Source organism: Cyanobium sp. BA5m-10 (genome assembly GCF_024346255.1).
GTDB classification, from domain to species: domain Bacteria; phylum Cyanobacteriota; class Cyanobacteriia; order PCC-6307; family Cyanobiaceae; genus Cyanobium_A; species Cyanobium_A usitatum.
In genome coordinates this window covers 48,952-62,220 of record NZ_JAGQCP010000006.1, presented here as the reverse complement: position 1 = coordinate 62,220, position 13,269 = coordinate 48,952, and the positions used below count along the sequence as shown (strand labels likewise).

Sequence of the window (13,269 nt, the reverse complement as noted above, 5' to 3'; positions counted from 1 at the left end):
GAAGGGAAGGCGATTCAATACCCGCTGAGGGGCCTTGGGAGGCGTGATCTACGGGTTGATACAACCTTGCGGGTCTGCTGAGGCAGCTCGTACAAGGTTGCTGTGGCTGCTCGATTAGTGGGTATTCAAAAGAGGGCTGATCACACATCTGCTGCCGATCCGCTGATAAAGCTGAATCCCAGCAATTTGATGAGCATCATAGAAAAAACGAGCAGTTTTAATGTGCAACCACATGACTTGACAGGGGAAGATGTCCAGCCTGGATGAGCATCCAGGCACCAAGACAATTTTAGCCAATACTTCAAACCACAACACAAGTTTTAAACCGGCAAAGGAGAAATCACGCGGCATTTCTCGCATCACTTGTCATCACCCTCATTGCTGCTGGAGCACTGCCATGGCCCATCAATAACTACATTCAGATGGACTGAAAGACGAAGCGCATCTTGAACATGACTACGGTCGCCGTGGTCGCCCCATGGATTCTCAATGTAATGGGATTAATTGACTCCATCCGCGGGATACGTTTTGGCAGGCAATAACTTCGCGTGACCGAGTATTGATTAAATCACAGCAGAGCATTCAACGAAGAAGGATCAGCAAAAGCATAACCGTGCCTATAGAGTCCTAGGCGGCCATCATGTAAGTTCGCATACTTCTTCGTCGAGCCTCCTATATCCACGGCGCCTCGCCGGCAACGAAGAGGTCGTGTCTCGAGCGCTGGCTGTAGCAATTGACTACCGAAAGTTGCGCGTACCAGTGCATTGGTCAGATACTATAGCTAGATTACTGGCCTCTTGTGTACTTAGCGATTTTTGACTAAGAGCTAACATGGGAAAAACTGCGGCGCTGTGCCTCACACCCTGCAGCAGATTACAAAAATCCGCACAAACTTGAGGCTATGGGTAGCTTAAATACTCCAAATAAGTGCAGATTCTTCCAGTGATAAACGAATATGATCATTTCACCACTCGCAAGAGTGCGGCTTCTGCTTAATTTTGCCCCCAGATCGATAAAGTACTGCAATGAACGATAAACTACGAATTCTTCAGCGCCAACCACGCAGGATCTCAATTACATTAAGCTACAATGTACACGAGGCTTTGATAAAAAGATCAGACGAAGAGGGCCGCTCTGTTTCCAACCTTTGTGCATTCCTACTTGAAGATGCTTTAAAGGATCAGAGAGATCTGATAGGCATACACGTCCGAGAAAATATAGTGGATGGGTTGGCCAGTAAAAAGTTGATGCTTAACGGTGATTCCGTGTCTAATGGATTTTCTCGACGACCGTAGAGCATGCGGCAATTCCAGCCAAGCAGCTTATGCAAGGTACAGGGCTCACTCAATTGCCCTCCTTAGCTTATTAGGTTCTCGCCACTCTACAGACTGAATATGTTGCTTTGCATTACCCGTTGATTTTGCAATATCGACAAAAGCCATTCGCTTTTCAATACAAGATCGGTGGCTAATCACTTCTTGCTCGTCAGGAGAAAGCAATCTCAGGCATTGCTGAATCTATCATTGCCCTGAATAAGCCTAATCGTAGATTGCTTAATCCCTCAACATCTATAGGTAGAAAAGCGATAGCCCCTGGTCGGATCAAATCTTTCCACGGCTCGCATAAGGCCCAAATTACCTGCCTGAACAAGATCAATCTTGCCAACTTGGTTACCCCTAATTCGAAATCCATATTGCTTGACAACACTAACAATGAGCCTAAGGTTACAATTCATTATCCGGACGAAAGCACGGCGCCCCCTTCGCTGTTTGACACTCGCGATGTTGTCAAAGTCTCGCCATTTTCTATTCATTCGCCCAAGCTCAACCCCCTCCCCTTCACGCAGCAGTGGAATGCCACCATTCGCCTGTTGATAATCACTCAAGCAATCAGCCATGGAGACCAGAGAAGCAACTGCGGCCATACTCCTCCAGAAGACTCAACTTTAAAATTAAATCAGCACATATGCTTACTTAGTGCCGCGTTGCGCAGCCCCCTGCAGCATTAAATTGACAAGCAGCTGCGGGTATTTTTGGCATACTTCTCACGGCAATGCGACTATTCAAGCACTTCAAATCTAGCAGCTAAATATAGCACTAAAATCCACTAAAACTTATCATCGGGCGAATCAGGCGAGGATTAAAAGCCAGCAACCATCGTGGGTTCTGGCCGACAGGTAGTCAGCCAGATATGGCCGCCACCATGGAGGCCTGATCCATACCGATCAAGGCAGCCACTACATGCCGACAAAATACCGGCAATTGCTGGAGGACCACAAGATCAGCCGCAGAATGTCGGCCAAGGGATGCTGCTGAGATAACGCGTGGTGGAAAGATCACAAGCAGCAGTTCATCTCTGCCCGCACACTCTCCACTACGTGGCCCTGATCACTGTCCAACCAATCGGGGTAACCCCACTCCGTAGGGCTCAAGGGTTGCATTTGCAACTACTTTAAGCCAGGTTAGCCGGCCTCAAAGACTCCTGAAAAGCCTCATCTTTAATGTATAGAAACGACGCAGTAGCTGCGCGCAGGAATGCTCATCACTTACCAGAATGAACATCAATTTGCGTCAACTTTGGCTAAAACAGGGGTTGGCCGTCCAGTAAAGCCATAGTAACTCAGGCAATGACTAATGTCGCCCATTAATTATAAACTTTTAGCTCTTGCCATTGCCATCGATCAACCAGGGCCCTCACGCAGCTCAGAGCTTTGGAGGATTCAGTTTCACCTAGGGGCGCTTGACCTAGGGGCGCTTGTTATGACTGTAAGCATCAAGAAAATATGTTTCTGACCCTGAATGCAGGCCCAGATCAAGAATGGGTCGCCTGAGATTCGAACTCAGGACCAATCGGTTAAAAGCCGAGTGCTCTACCGCTGAGCTAGCGACCCGCGCCCTAAGGCACTTACGAACGTATCACCCAGGGGCGACCTCCTCCAAGGGGAGCGAGGCAACCGTGAGAATGGCCTAACAACTGGCCACAGCGGATGAGCGTCTTTCCCTGGCCCAAACCCCAAATCCACGCCGAGGCCTGGGTGGCCGAAACGGCCGTGGTAATCGGCGATGTGCAGCTAGCGGTAGGAGCAAGTCTCTGGCCCACTGCCGTCGCCCGCGGCGACCTCAGTTCAATCGTGGTGGGTGAGGGCAGCAACGTGCAAGACGGAGCAGTGCTGCATGGCGACCCCGACCAGCCTGTGACCATCGGCTCCGATGTGACCATCGGCCATCGGGCTGTGGTGCATGGCGCCACCCTTAAAGACGGCTGCCTGATCGGCATCGGCGCCATCGTGCTCAATGGCGTCACCGTGGGAGAGGAGGCCCTGGTGGCCGCCGGATCGGTAGTGACTCGCGACGTACCCGCTGGAGTCCTGGTCATGGGATCCCCGGCCCAGGTGAAACGAGAGCTCACGGCTGAGGCCCGGGCCGAGCAGCGCCAGCACGCCCGCCGCTACCGCCAACTCGCCGATGCCCATGCCCAGTCCCATGCCCAAGCGAACGGATGACGACATATCCGGGTCTAGACAGGCGAATCCTGAGGTTCAGTCCGTAAGATCCTTAGATCTCGTTTGACTTCCCATGGACGGTCGGCTGATTTTGGTGGTTGCTCCGATCCTGCTCGCCGCGAGCTGGGCCGTCTTCCATATCGGTCGTGCCGCCGTAGGACAGCTGCAATTGCTGCTGAAGCGCGCCCGCGCCTGAGCATTTGAGCTCTGAGCTGCTCGTTATCGGTGCTGGCCTGGCGGGTACGGAAGCCGCCTGGCAAATCGCTCAAGCTGGGCTGGAGGTGCGGTTGGTGGAAATGCGGCCAGTGCGCCGCAGCCCAGCCCACCACAGCTCTGAATTTGGCGAACTTGTATGCAGCAACAGCTTCGGCGCCCTAAGTAGCGATCGGGCCGCAGGCCTACTTCAAGAGGAATTGCGGCGCCTGGGTTCGATGGTGATTCGCACGGCTGACGCCCACGCCGTGCCTGCAGGCGGAGCCCTGGCAGTAGATCGCGGCCGCTACAGCGCCGCCCTCACCGCCGCCCTCGAGCAGCACCCGTTGGTGACGGTGGAGCGGCGGGAGCACACCGAGCTGCCCGGCCCCGGTGAGATCGCCGTGCTGGCCACCGGTCCGCTCACTAGCGAGCCCCTGGCGGAGCAGCTGCGGGAATTCACGGGCCGGGCCGACTGCCACTTCTTCGATGCGGCCAGCCCGATCGTCGAAGGCGAGAGCATCGACCTGGGCGTGGCCTTTCGCGCTTCCCGCTACGACAAGGGCGATGCCGACTACATCAACTGCCCCATGGACCGGGAGCAATTTCTTGCTTTTCGGCAGGAGCTGCTAATTGCCGAGCAGGCCGAGCTAAAGGACTTTGAAAAGGAGAGCGCTCACTTCTTCGAGGGCTGTCTCCCCATCGAGGAGCTGGCCCGCCGCGGCGAAGACACGATGCGCTATGGCCCGCTCAAGCCAATTGGCCTCTGGGATCCCCGCTGGGGCGATCTCAATGATCGCGATGTGCGCCGCGCCAAGCGGGCCTACGCGGTGGTGCAGCTGCGCCAGGAAGACAAGGACGGCCGCCTTTGGAACCTGGTGGGCTTCCAGACCAACCTGAAATGGGGCGAGCAGAAACGGGTATTGCGGCTGATCCCGGGCCTGGAGAACGCCGAGTTTGTGCGCTTTGGTGTGATGCACCGCAACACCTTCCTGGAATCGCCCCAGCTGCTCGATGCCACCTTGCAGTTCCGCCAGCGCCCCAGCCTGCTGGCCGCGGGCCAGATCACCGGCACCGAGGGCTACGCAGCCGCGGTAGCTGGTGGCTGGCTGGCTGGCACCAACGCCGCCAGACTGGCCCTGGGCCTGGAACCCCTGAGCCTGCCAAAAACCACGATGCTGGGCGCCCTCAGTCACTTCATCGCCGAAGCGCCCAGCAAGAAGTTCCAGCCCATGCCGCCCAACTTCGGCTTACTGCCCGAGCTAGCCGAACGCGTCCGCGAGAAACGGGCCCGCTACGGCGCCTACCGCGACCGGTCCCTAGCGGATCTTGAGCCTTTCACTCGGCCCCTACAACTGCACGACGACAGCGCCGCTGCCTAAGGTCGCTTCAGCATCTCCAGCCCAACGTTGACCAGCAACCCTGCCCCCATCTGGGATGTGATCGTGATCGGTGCCGGCATCGGCGGCCTGGTCACCGCTTCCCAGCTGGCTGCCAAGGGGGCGAAAGTGCTGGTGCTGGAGAGATACCTCATCCCGGGAGGCTCCGGCGGCAGTTTCAGGCGTGATGGCTACACATTCGACGTGGGCGCCTCGATGATCTTCGGCTTCGGCGAGCAGGGGCACACCAACCTGCTCACCCGGGCCCTGGCCGATGTGGGCCAGCACTGCGACACCATCCCCGATCCAGCACAGCTCGAATACCACCTGCCCGGCGGACTCAACGTGGCTGTGGACAGGGATTACGAGCACTTTCTCAGTGATCTTAGTGCCCTGTTCCCCCACGAGGCCAAGGGCATCCGCGCCTTCTACGACGCCTGCTGGCAGGTGTTCCGCTGCCTCGATGCGATGCCGCTGCTGTCTCTGGAGGATCCGGCCTACCTAGCCAAGGTGTTCTTCAAAGCACCCTTGGCCTGCCTGGGCCTGGCCCGCTGGCTGCCGGTGAACGTGGGCGATGTGGCGCGGCAGCACATCAGCGATCCGGCCCTGCTCAAGTTCATTGACATGGAGTGTTTCTGCTGGAGCGTGATGCCGGCCGATCTCACGCCAATGATCAATGCGGGCATGGTGTTCTCCGATCGTCATGCCGGCGGCATCAATTACCCCAAAGGGGGCGTTGGCGTGATCGCGGAAAAGTTGGTAGCGGGATTGGAGAACCATGGCGGCGCGATTCGCTACAAGGCGCGTGTCACCAAGGTGCTGCTGGAGAACAACACTGCGGTGGGGGTGAAGCTGGCAAGTGGTGAAGAGCTGCGGGCCCGCCGCGTAGTGAGCAACGCCACCCGCTGGGACACCTTTGGCGCTCTGGTAGATGCCGCCCACACCCCCAAGGCCGAAACCACCTGGCGACGCCGCTACAAGCCCTCCCCCTCCTTTCTCTCCCTGCACCTGGGCATCGATGCCCAGATCGTGCCCAAGGGTTACCACTGCCACCACCTGCTGCTGGAGCACTGGGAGGAGATGGAGGCCGAGCAGGGGGTGGTGTTCGTATCGATGCCGACCCTGCTGGATCCGGAGCTGGCCCCGGCAGAGCGCCACATCGTGCATGCCTTCACCCCCAGCTCCATGGAGCACTGGCAGGGGCTCACGCCAGCTGCCTATCGCGCCAAAAAACAGGCGGATGCCGACCGGCTGATCGGCCGACTCGAAGTGATCCTGCCCGGCCTGAAGGGGGCTATCCGTCACCGCGAAGTCGGCACGCCGCGCAGCCACCGGCGCTTCCTGGGCCGCATGGGCGGCAGCTACGGCCCAATCCCAGCCCTGCGCCTGCCGGGGCTGCTGCCGATGCCCTTCAACCGCACCGGCCTCACCGGCTTATATGCGGTGGGGGATTCCTGTTTCCCAGGTCAGGGCCTCAATGCGGTGGCCTTCAGTGGCTTTGCCTGCGCCCACCGCATCGGCGCCGATCTGGGGCTCAATCCCTGGAGCCTGCCTGACTAAGGTGACTAGAGAGGGAAAAGGCGGCCCAGTGACGGTCGGCACAACCAACGAGCTCTCTCAGCCTTATGCGGGGGTAAGGCGCCAGTCCGCGCGAATGCTGTGGCGCTCATGGGCCAAAGAAGAGCGCATCAGCTGGATCAAGCGTGGCCATTCACGGTCGGCCCTGATCCTGTTTTTGATAGTCATCCTGGTTGGGATTGAAGCGGTCCGGAGGATTCAGCTGACCAAGGGCCGAAGCGTCACCAACCAGACGATCGCCCTGGAAAAACTCGAAGCCGAATTCCGCGACGCCCAGCGAATTGCAAGCGACTGGGGCTGGTGGGATGACAGCTATGCCTTCATCGAGGGCAAGAACCCCTCCTTCCCCTCCCAAAACCTGGCCACCAGCAGCCTCTTTGATCAAGGGGCCGCCATGGCGATCTACGACGCCCAAGCCCAACGCCGGGCCCTTCAGGTGGGCCTGAGCAGCCCGAACCGGCCCCCTGATCAACGGCTGGTGCGCTGCCTGGACTCCACCGCCCGCACCCGCCGCCAACTGGGCCTCGCCGGCATCCGGGTGATCTGCTCAGACGAGACCAACAAACTCTACGTCGGCTTCGCCACCACGATCGGCACCAGCGACAACAGCCGTTCCACAACAGCGACCCTCATTTTCCTCAACCCGCTGGTCGAACCCCAGTTCGGCACCCACTTGAAGGAGGAGCTCAACCGCATCCAGGTTCAGCTGCAGCCCATCCCCCCAGCTGGAGTCATCGCCACGGGGGAGCCCTTGGCTGCGCTTAAACCCAAGACCTTCGGCGAGGACGGGCGACTGATGGGCGTCAAACCCGCCAATAGCCAGGCAGAGCAGCGCAGGGAACTAAACCATCTGCTGCTGCTGCTAACCGGCGGGGGACTGATCGCCCTGGCCATGCGCTTCAGCTGGAAACTGGCCGAGCGCCGACAGAGATTGCTGCTGCGCAAGAAGGAACGCTGGGCCACCCAACGCATCCGCCGAAGTCACCGTGCACTGATTGAAATCCTTGATTTCAAAGCCCCCAAGTCGCTCCCTTCAGCAGATCACAGCCCTGCCAGCCCACCCCCTAGCAGCAACTTCATCTTCAGGGGGATGCTGCAGAAGGATCGGCGCCACCATGCCTCGCCACACGCAAGCCAACCGATCGAGGGGTCGACCACATCCGGCAGCGAACCCGCTGGTCGCCAACGAGTAGACATCCATTTGATTGCCAATCGGTTTGAACAGATTCTGGGCACCGCCCGCGATCTGGCTATGCACGATGCACTCACCGGCCTGGCCAACCGCCGCTATTGCATCGAACACCTTGAAAGAGAAATCGATCGCCTTAAGGAAGAGCAGACACTTCTTGTCCTGCTATTTATCGATCTCGATAAATTTAAAAGCATTAACGATACCTATGGCCATCGCATCGGTGATCAAGCCCTGCGCAAGGCAGCCAACCAACTCAAGGCCCTCTGCCGCCAGGGTGATTTCCTGGCGCGCTACGGCGGCGACGAATTCATTCTGATTCTGGGAGACTCTCAAAACGCCAGCAATGAAGATGATCTAGCCCTCCATGCCAAACAGGTAGCCCACCGGATCCTTGAGTCCTTTGAGAAAAGTCAAGTTGACTCCGCCTCGCCCTACCGACTCAGCCTGAGCATTGGGATCACGATCAGCGATCCACACCACTTCAGTAGTGAAGACATCATTCGAAAAGCAGACCTGGCAATGTACAAGGCAAAGTCATCCCAAGGGGAACACATTCACCTGTTCACAGCGGAAAATGAGTCCAATCCGCTCAGTGACTATCGGCTATTTACTGCGCTCCAACAGGCTTGCGAAGCATCACTTGAGCCATCGCAGCCCGACTCCTTCCGGATTTTATTTCAACCGATCGTCAACGCCGCAGGCGAAGTCCTAGCCGTTGAGGCTCTCGCCCGCTGGGATCACCCAGACCTAGGGGAAGTTCCCCCAACTCTATTTATCCCGGTAGCGGAACACTATCGAATCATGGGTCGCGTTGGCTGGCAGCTCATCGAAGCCACGTTGAAGACCTTCAAGCAGCTGATCCAAGCTCTAAAAGTAACCCCCAACCAGCTCAACCTAGCGATCAATATCAGCCCATCCCAGCTCACAGACGCATCTTTTTCAGGCCAATTAACCGACGCCATTGCAGCCCATGGAATCTCTTGCAACAACATCAATCTTGAACTCACCGAAACCGCGATCTTCAACTCCACTGCAGAGGTTAAAACTAATCTGCGCCAGTGTCGAGAAGCGGGAATGCGGATTTCACTCGATGACTTTGGAACGGGCTTCTCCTCCATGGGCCTGCTGCTATCGCTAAAACCTGACGAACTGAAGATCGATCGCAGTTTTGTAATCGGAGTTCTCAACGATTCCTATGCGGAACAAATCGTGGAACTGCTCCCTAGGCTCACGAACTCCGTATCGATGACCCTCGTCGCTGAAGGGGTGGATACCGAGGAGAGCTTTCAGCGGCTGCAACAGATGGGGGTGGCCCGATTCCAGGGCTATCTATTCTGTGAGCCCCTAAACATCGCCGCCCTGGTTGAGCTTGTGGGTGGAAAGCGACTCACAATCCCACTTCCCGCTGCATAGCCTGGGCCCAATAGCCCTAATGCAAGGAATGCCCGGCTCCCCTACCCCCAGCTCCGCCGAGCTGGCCACTTACCTCGAGCAACGCGGCGAGCTCAGCAAGCCCTGGATGCTGCAGCTACTACGGCTCACCAAGCTCAAGGAGGCCAAGGACAGCATGGACCCGGATGCCTACATGGCCAGTCTGCAGGAGGCCCACGCCGATCTGATGCGACTTGGCGAATTCTGGAAAGGTCGCGAGCAGGAAGTTTTCAGCGGCCGCTACCAGCCAGAGACCCTGATCGAACCCCTACCCGGCTCCCCCGAAGATCGATGACCGGCGCCTTGGCCGTCAGCAGCGACCGCTACCCGATGGCCGCGCTGATCCGCTTCACCCTGATCGCTCTCTACTTGGCAATGGTGGCGCCCCTGCCCCTACTGGCACCAGCAGAGCTCAAATTGCTGCTTTGGCTGGCTCTACCCCTGGGGCTGGGCTTGGTAGTGGCAGCCACCAGTGAAGCCGTTGAGCTAAGTGCCGATGGCATTCGGGTTGGCCATCCCAGCTGGTGTGCCTGGCTGCTGCGCCGCGGCTGGAGCCTGCCTTGGCAATCCATCAACGGGCTCACACCAGTAGCCACAAGCCAGGGGGGCCGGGTCTTTTACGTGAGGGGAGAAGACGGATCGGCATACCTGCTGCCGCAACGGGTCGCAGCCTTCGAGCAGTTTCTGGGCCGCTTCAGCCAGGAAACGGGCATCAACACCAGCTCAATCGGCCGCATCAGCCCACCTTGGACCTACAAACTCCTAGCCGGCCTGAGTGCCGCCATGTTGCTTGGAGAGTTGGTTTGGGCTCTTAAACCAATGAGTTGAGCTGCTGACGCGCTGGCTCTTCCTCGGCAGCAGCTTCGGGCAGGGTTTCCAGGCTGAAGCGATAGCCCTGCTGGCGCATCGTTTCGATGCCGCCTCCTTCACCCAAGCCAGCCTGCTCTAACTTGCGACGCAAGGTGAGCACTTGGGTGTCAACCGAGCGAGGACCTCCGCTGAAGGGAGGCCAGGCCATACGCAGTAGCTCCTGGCGACTGCGAACAACCCCAGGGGGCATTAGCAGGGCACAAAGCAGGGCAAATTCCCGTGGACTCAGCTCGACTGGCTGGTCGCGCAGGGTTACCTGGCGTAGCAATACGTGAACTTCAAGCGGACCAACACAGACCCGTTCCTGCAGACCGGTGCCGCCACGGCGCAGCAGGGTGCGGCAGCGGGCGGCGAGTTCTTCCAGGCCAAAAGGTTTGCGCAGCACATCATCTGCACCCGCATCAAGCAGGCTCACCACGGGCTCCGAACCGGTGCGGGCCGTGAGCACCATCACGGAGCAGCGCAGCTGGGCCGCCAGGCGCAGGGCGGAACTCTCATCGAGTAGTTCTGCGCTGATCAGCAGATCGGGAGATTGGTCCTGGCACACGTCCAGAGCTTCACGAGCCGTAGCAACCGCCGCCGCAAGATGGCCGTCCTGCCGCAGGCGCTGGGCCAGCACCGTGCGCAGGGTCGCGTGGGGATCAACCACCAAAACCCGCTGGGGCTGGCTTCCGGCCTGATTGGCGGCCCCAGAGGCCGGCAGTGGCGGGTTAGAGGAGTTGATGAAGTCCACAACTGTGTTGAATTCACCTTAACGGCAGCCGCCAGGGGATCCGCGTATCAGTCGATGCGTTTGTGTGGACACCACCAACTATGCGGAGACCACCCAATCGCGGCTTCTGCCTCCAAGGGGCAAAATAGATAAAGGTCCCACGACCCCATGACTTCGCTTCAACACCCAGACGCCATCCGCCACTTCCAGTCGCTGTGCGATGCCTGCCAGGAACTGGCCCATCGCTTCCACAGCCCTGCTGAATTGCGGCTCTACGCCGATGGCTACATCCACGCCCTGCGCCGCACTGCGGTGCTTGATCCGATCTCCCAGCGGCGACTTGAGGAGCTCACCGACCGCTGGATTCGAGATCCTTCCAGCTTTGTGGGTCCCGATGGTGACCCGCGCAGCCTTTACGAAAGCGAGCGCTACTGACTCGCTGAATTGCTAGCTGCCGCTTCAGCTAGCCAGAGCCACTTCCAGCTTCTCGCGCAACTCACCAGAGTTGTACATCTCGATCAGGATGTCGGAGCCACCGATGAATTCCCCTTTCACATACACCTGGGGAATAGTGGGCCAGTCGGAAAATGACTTGATGCCATTACGGATCTCAGCATCCGAAAGCACGTCGAAGGTTTCAAATGGAACCCCAACTGAGTGCAGTATCTGCACCACGTTGTTGGAGAAACCGCACTGGGGCATCAGCTTGTTGCCCTTCATAAAAACGAATACCGGGCTGGTGGCCAGGAGTTCTTCGATGCGTTGGCGGGTAGTGGCGTCCATGGACTCAGGCGGGAGTGGATGTTTGCAGGGCTAGGGCGTGGATTGCCTCACTGGCCAATTCCTGGCGTAGGGCGCCATACACGAGTTGGTGCTGCCTGACCTTGGTCAGGCCGTCGAACGCTGTGGAGACCACCGTGACCTGCAGATGGTCGCCGCCACCGGTGAGGTCTTCAACCTCCACCAAGGCATCGGGCATGGCCAAGGTGATTGCGGCCTTCACCTGGTCTGGATGCACCATCGAAGCGAAGAGGCAGCGAACAGGGCAAATCTAGTGGTCAGCTTCCAGGGGTTGCCGCGGCCCCTGCTGTGTAGGGAGTGGCGGCGAAGCCAATCTCGACCAGGCTCTGGAAAGCCTTGCGACCCTCCGGGCTGGCCGGGGTCATCACCTTGACCACCTCGACCAGCAGGGGCACCGCCACCTCAGGCTGGTTCTGGCGACGGAACAAGGCCGCCAAGCGCAGGTTCGCCTGAGCCATGGTTTCCAAAGCTTCCCGCCCCTTCTGGTCCATTTCACGGGGGATGCGGGCATCGAGTCCGCGGAAGGAGCCGCTCAGGTCGCGATAAAAGCCGAGCAGGCGGCGACAGGCATCGCGGGCCTGGTCGTAGAGCTTGCGGGCTTCGGCCAGATTGCCCTTAGCAACGGCGGCGTCACCGCGCACCAACAGGGCGCGCACACCCTCAAGATTGAACGGACTGCCGGTGGACTCCAGGGCCTTTTGGGGCTCCTGCTGAGCTTGCACCTTGGCCGGAGCTAGGGGCGCAGCGAGGGCCATCAAGGCCAAAGCGGAGCCACAAATCAAGCGGGATGGCCTACGCACAACCAGCAAACAAATATGCAACAACTTTAGGGGGCCAGACCCAGGGCTCCCTGGGCCTGGCCTTCAACCACCGCCATGGCGGTGGCGAGGTGGGCGGTGAAAGCACTCGCAGCCTGCCTTCCCTGGCCCTCCAAGCTGAGAGGTGGGCCGAAACAGAGCACGGCCCCATCCCCGCGGCGGGGGGGGCGATGGCCATAGGCGATGCCCACGGGCACCACCGGTACCGCCACGCCTTGGCCGGCGGCCAGCATGGCCAGGCGGGCGAGGCCCTGGTGCAGCCGCAGGGGAATCTCTTCGCGCACGATGCGCCCCTCTGGAAAAACCACTAGCTGCTCACCGGCAGCCAGTAGGTCCACGGTGTAGCGCAGGCTGGCCAGGGAGGGGCGCCCCTGACTCACAGGAAAGCAGCCCAAGCGGTGCAAAAACCAGCCCTGCAGCCCACGCATCTCATCAACCGTGACCATGAAGCGGCAATCCCGCCCCGTAATGCGGCGGCCTGCGGCGTGGGTCAACAGCAGGGCATCCCAGCGGGCCCGGTGGGTCGGAGCTAGCAGCAGCGGCCCACTGAGAGGCAGATTTTCGCTGCCAAGCACCTGGACGCTACGGAAAAAAAAGCGGAGGCCAATGTCCTGGCTAGCCACCATGGCGAGCGGTGCCAGCCAGGGGCTGATGCCATTGCAGAGCCCCTTTTCCCGGGAGGAGGGTGCCTGGGTGGACAACGCCGATGGGCCGGATTGAACCGCCAACAACCCGTTAAGTGCGACCAAGCTCAAAGCTAGGGGCTAGGCAAAGGAGCTCGGCTCGAGCGCGGG

Annotated in this window: 15 protein-coding genes and 1 tRNA gene; 9 read left to right on the top strand and 7 right to left on the bottom strand. The window is 59.1% G+C overall.

The annotated features are described in order from the left end of the window. The first annotated feature begins 1,025 nt into the window (after positions 1–1,025). A complete protein-coding gene (locus tag KBY85_RS04230; RefSeq protein WP_254931290.1) occupies positions 1,026–1,295 on the top strand; it encodes a ribbon-helix-helix domain-containing protein in 270 nt (89 codons plus the stop codon). Positions 1,296–1,561: 266 nt separating this feature from the next. Here the strand turns inward: KBY85_RS04230 and KBY85_RS16050 are convergent, their stop codons facing one another. Both KBY85_RS16050 and KBY85_RS04225 read right to left on the bottom strand, forming a co-directional pair. Beyond that, positions 1,562–1,735 carry a sigma factor gene (locus KBY85_RS16050; protein ID WP_254931292.1) on the bottom strand — a complete coding sequence of 58 codons (174 nt, stop codon included), beginning with the start codon at positions 1,733–1,735 and terminating at the stop codon, positions 1,562–1,564. 1,083 nt (positions 1,736–2,818) lie between these two features. Beyond that, positions 2,819–2,890: transfer RNA gene (locus KBY85_RS04225), tRNA-Lys, on the bottom strand. 96 nt (positions 2,891–2,986) lie between these two features. Between KBY85_RS04225 and KBY85_RS04220 the strand changes: the two genes are divergently transcribed. From KBY85_RS04220 to KBY85_RS04190, 7 genes are all read left to right on the top strand, one after another. After that, complete coding sequence (locus KBY85_RS04220) at positions 2,987–3,502, top strand: gamma carbonic anhydrase family protein (protein ID WP_254960323.1); 516 nt, start codon at positions 2,987–2,989, stop codon at positions 3,500–3,502. 73 nt (positions 3,503–3,575) lie between these two features. Next, positions 3,576–3,698 carry a photosystem II protein Y gene (locus KBY85_RS04215; protein ID WP_106632785.1) on the top strand — a complete coding sequence of 41 codons (123 nt, stop codon included), beginning with the start codon at positions 3,576–3,578 and terminating at the stop codon, positions 3,696–3,698. Positions 3,699–3,702: 4 nt separating this feature from the next. Further along, on the top strand, positions 3,703–5,076 hold the full coding sequence (trmFO, locus tag KBY85_RS04210; protein ID WP_254960322.1) for an FADH(2)-oxidizing methylenetetrahydrofolate--tRNA-(uracil(54)-C(5))-methyltransferase TrmFO: 1,374 nt from the start codon (positions 3,703–3,705) through the stop codon (positions 5,074–5,076). Between the two features lie 27 nt (positions 5,077–5,103). Continuing rightward, complete coding sequence (gene crtH, locus KBY85_RS04205; protein ID WP_254960321.1) at positions 5,104–6,633, top strand: carotenoid isomerase; 1,530 nt, start codon at positions 5,104–5,106, stop codon at positions 6,631–6,633. Between the two features lie 94 nt (positions 6,634–6,727). Further along, positions 6,728–9,256, top strand: a complete 2,529-nt coding sequence (locus KBY85_RS04200; RefSeq protein ID WP_254960320.1) for an EAL domain-containing protein — start codon at positions 6,728–6,730, stop codon at positions 9,254–9,256. A 28-nt stretch (positions 9,257–9,284) separates the two neighbouring features. Further along, positions 9,285–9,569: a hypothetical protein gene (locus KBY85_RS04195; RefSeq protein WP_254960319.1), complete on the top strand. Its 285-nt coding sequence runs from the start codon at positions 9,285–9,287 to the stop codon at positions 9,567–9,569. Then, on the top strand, positions 9,566–10,102 hold the full coding sequence (locus KBY85_RS04190) for a hypothetical protein (RefSeq protein WP_254960318.1): 537 nt from the start codon (positions 9,566–9,568) through the stop codon (positions 10,100–10,102). The genes KBY85_RS04195 and KBY85_RS04190 overlap by 4 nt, the downstream gene beginning before the upstream one ends. Here KBY85_RS04190 and KBY85_RS04185 read toward each other — a convergent pair. Next, entirely contained in the window at positions 10,086–10,847 is a 762-nt protein-coding gene (locus KBY85_RS04185; protein WP_254960348.1) for a response regulator transcription factor, read from the bottom strand. The two genes, KBY85_RS04190 and KBY85_RS04185, sit on opposite strands and share 17 nt — an antisense overlap. 177 nt (positions 10,848–11,024) lie before the next feature. Between KBY85_RS04185 and KBY85_RS04180 the strand changes: the two genes are divergently transcribed. Further along, positions 11,025–11,291 (top strand): DUF6761 family protein, encoded by a 267-nt coding sequence (locus KBY85_RS04180; protein WP_254936090.1) that lies wholly within the window; start codon positions 11,025–11,027, stop codon positions 11,289–11,291. A 24-nt stretch (positions 11,292–11,315) separates the two neighbouring features. Here the strand turns inward: KBY85_RS04180 and grxD are convergent, their stop codons facing one another. The 4 genes from grxD to KBY85_RS04160 all read right to left on the bottom strand — a co-directional run bounded on the left by grxD (position 11,316) and on the right by KBY85_RS04160 (position 13,176). After that, positions 11,316–11,639 carry a Grx4 family monothiol glutaredoxin gene (gene grxD / locus KBY85_RS04175; RefSeq protein WP_106632779.1) on the bottom strand — a complete coding sequence of 108 codons (324 nt, stop codon included), beginning with the start codon at positions 11,637–11,639 and terminating at the stop codon, positions 11,316–11,318. Between the two features lie 4 nt (positions 11,640–11,643). Continuing rightward, a complete protein-coding gene (locus KBY85_RS04170; protein ID WP_254960317.1) occupies positions 11,644–11,877 on the bottom strand; it encodes a BolA family protein in 234 nt (77 codons plus the stop codon). A gap of 37 nt (positions 11,878–11,914) precedes the next feature. Then, positions 11,915–12,412, bottom strand: coding sequence for a hypothetical protein (locus tag KBY85_RS04165; protein ID WP_254960315.1), 498 nt, complete (start codon positions 12,410–12,412; stop codon positions 11,915–11,917). A gap of 71 nt (positions 12,413–12,483) precedes the next feature. Beyond that, entirely contained in the window at positions 12,484–13,176 is a 693-nt protein-coding gene (locus KBY85_RS04160) for a 1-acyl-sn-glycerol-3-phosphate acyltransferase (protein WP_254960314.1), read from the bottom strand. Positions 13,177–13,269 lie beyond the last annotated feature (93 nt).

Coding starts and splice junctions, on each gene's coding strand:
- KBY85_RS04190 (WP_254960318.1), top strand. CDS start 9,566: ATGACCGGCGCCTTGGCCGTCAGCAGCGACCGCTACCCGATGGCCGCG.
- KBY85_RS16050 (WP_254931292.1), bottom strand. CDS start 1,735: ATGAATTGTAACCTTAGGCTCATTGTTAGTGTTGTCAAGCAATATGGA.
- KBY85_RS04200 (WP_254960320.1), top strand. CDS start 6,728: ATGCTGTGGCGCTCATGGGCCAAAGAAGAGCGCATCAGCTGGATCAAG.
- KBY85_RS04165 (WP_254960315.1), bottom strand. CDS start 12,412: ATGGCCCTCGCTGCGCCCCTAGCTCCGGCCAAGGTGCAAGCTCAGCAG.
- KBY85_RS04180 (WP_254936090.1), top strand. CDS start 11,025: ATGACTTCGCTTCAACACCCAGACGCCATCCGCCACTTCCAGTCGCTG.
- KBY85_RS04230 (WP_254931290.1), top strand. CDS start 1,026: ATGAACGATAAACTACGAATTCTTCAGCGCCAACCACGCAGGATCTCA.
- grxD (WP_106632779.1), bottom strand. CDS start 11,639: ATGGACGCCACTACCCGCCAACGCATCGAAGAACTCCTGGCCACCAGC.
- KBY85_RS04220 (WP_254960323.1), top strand. CDS start 2,987: ATGAGCGTCTTTCCCTGGCCCAAACCCCAAATCCACGCCGAGGCCTGG.
- KBY85_RS04215 (WP_106632785.1), top strand. CDS start 3,576: ATGGACGGTCGGCTGATTTTGGTGGTTGCTCCGATCCTGCTCGCCGCG.
- KBY85_RS04170 (WP_254960317.1), bottom strand. CDS start 11,877: ATGGTGCATCCAGACCAGGTGAAGGCCGCAATCACCTTGGCCATGCCC.
- KBY85_RS04195 (WP_254960319.1), top strand. CDS start 9,285: ATGCCCGGCTCCCCTACCCCCAGCTCCGCCGAGCTGGCCACTTACCTC.